2 protein-coding genes are annotated in these 2040 nt (G+C 71.3%); both read left to right on the forward strand.

The window, feature by feature from the left end:
• Positions 1 to 333: Na+/H+ antiporter subunit C (locus ACE3TU_RS21785; RefSeq protein WP_374627948.1), on the forward strand; the 333-nt coding region annotated here is incomplete at its 5' end.
• On the forward strand, positions 333 to 1910 hold the full coding sequence (locus ACE3TU_RS21790; protein ID WP_374627949.1) for a proton-conducting transporter membrane subunit: 1578 nt from the start codon (positions 333 to 335) through the stop codon (positions 1908 to 1910). The genes ACE3TU_RS21785 and ACE3TU_RS21790, both read left to right, overlap by 1 nt.
• The last annotated feature ends 130 nt before the right edge of the window (positions 1911 to 2040 follow it).

Below are 2040 nucleotides of genomic sequence, written 5' to 3' on the forward strand. Positions count from 1 at the left end.
GCGATCTACCTGCTGCTGGCCCGCTCGCTGATCCGCATGCTGCTCGGCCTGGCGCTGCTCGGCAACGCGGTGAACCTGCTGATCCTGGTCGCCGGCCGGCTGACGCGGGTGGTGCCGCCGATTGCGCTGGGCCATGCCGATACCCCCGCCGCCGCTGCGGCCAACCCGCTGCCGCAGGCGCTGATCCTCACGGCGATCGTCATCGGCTTCGCCATGTTCTCGTTCCTGCTCGTGCTCGCCTACCGCGCCTACCAGTCGCTGGAAGCGGACGATACCGACCGCATGCGCGTCGCCGAGCCCCGGCATCGCCCCAAGCCGCCGATGAGCTACTGATGCCCGGAGTGCTGCAGCAGAACGCCATCGCCGCCGCCGACTGGCTGGTGATCCTGCCGGTGATCCTCTCCCTGTGCGGCGCGGCAGTGCTGGTGGTGCTGTCGAGCGTGCGCGACCTCGCCTGGGGGCTCGCCATCGCCGCAACCGCCACCATCGCGCTCGTCGATGCGGCGCTGCTGGTGCGCGTGCTGGACATCGGGCCGGTCGCGATGACCATGGGCAACTGGCTGCCGCCGTTCGGCATCAGCTTCGTCGCCGACATCGCCGGAGCCGCCTTCGCCCTGGCGGCGGCCGTGATCGTGCTGCTGCTGCTGGTCTACCTGCGCATGGACCTGCCGGACCGCGCCCGCCGCGACGGCATCTACCCGCTGATCCTGCTGCTACTCGCCGGGGTGAGCGGTTCGTTCCTGACCGGCGACCTGTTCAACCTCTATGTCTGGTTCGAGGTGATGCTGATCTCGAGCTTCGGCCTGATGGCGCTCGGCGGGCGCAACATCCAGCTCGACGGCACGGTGAAGTACGGCTTCCTCAACTTCCTCGCGACGACGATCTTCCTGATCGCGCTGGGCCTCGTCTACGGCCTGCTGGGCACGCTCAACATGGCCGACATCATCGGCGCGGCACCGGCCGCGAACCCCGCGGCGCTGACCGGCATCGCCGCGCTGATGCTGCTCGCCTTCGGCATGAAGGCCGCCGCCTTCCCGGTCAATGCCTGGCTGCCGGCCTCCTACCATGCGCCGCCGCCCGGCATCTCGGCGCTGCTCGCCGGGCTGCTGACCAAGGTGGGCGTCTATGCACTGCTGCGCGCGCTCGCGATGATCCTACCCGCCAGCCGCGACCTGCTCGATCCGGTGCTGGCGGTGGCCGCCATCGGCACGCTCGTGCTCGGCCCGCTCGGCGCCATCGCCGAGACCAATCTGCGCCGGGCGCTGGGCTTTTTCGTCATCGGGGGGATCGGCGCCTGCCTCGCCGGGCTGGCGCTGGATGGCGAGGCGGGACTGGCGGGGGCCTCGACCTATGTGCTGCACGCCATGCTGACCATCACCGGCCTCTACATGGTTGCCGGCCTCATCGAGGCGGCGACCGGCGAGACCAGCACGCGGGCGATGGGCGGGCTCTATGCCGCGCAGCCGCTGCTCGCCATCCTGTTCTTCGTGCTCATCCTTGCCGTGGCCGGCGTGCCGCCCTTCCTCGGCTTCTGGCCCAAGCTGCTGCTGGTCGAGGCCGGCATCGGACGCTGGAGCGGGGGCGGCGACGGCCTCGCCCTGGCGCTCTGGCTCGCGGTCCTGGCCAATGCCCTGCTGACGTTGATCGCCGGCACGCGCCTGTGGGCGCACGTCTTCTGGCGCGCCGGCCGGGAGGGCACCGAGGCGGAGTCGCAGCCCGCCGACCTGCGCCCGCTCGACGAAAGGCACCGCTGGTTCGGGCTGGGCTCGGCCGCCCTCCTCACCGGGCTGGTCGCCGCGCTGGGACTGGTGCCGGAACCGCTGATGGCATTTGGCCGGCTGGCCGCCGCGGCGCTCATCGACCCGGCCGCCTACATCGCCGCCACCGGACTGCCGGGAGCATTGCCATGAACCCCCTGCCGCTCATCGGCCTTCTCGCCCTCGGCTGGGCAGCGGCCACCGGCAGCTTTTCGCTGCTGAACCTCGCCTTCGGCGCGGCGCTGGGCGGCGCGAGCCTCTACCTCGTGCGCAACCAGGTCGG

The organism is Devosia sp., assembly GCF_041917035.1.
Classification (GTDB): Bacteria; Pseudomonadota; Alphaproteobacteria; order Rhizobiales; family Devosiaceae; genus Devosia_A.

Excerpts from the sequence above, each read along its gene's own strand:
- ACE3TU_RS21790 (WP_374627949.1), top strand. The coding sequence starts at position 333 with ATGCCCGGAGTGCTGCAGCAGAACGCCATCGCCGCCGCCGACTGGCTG.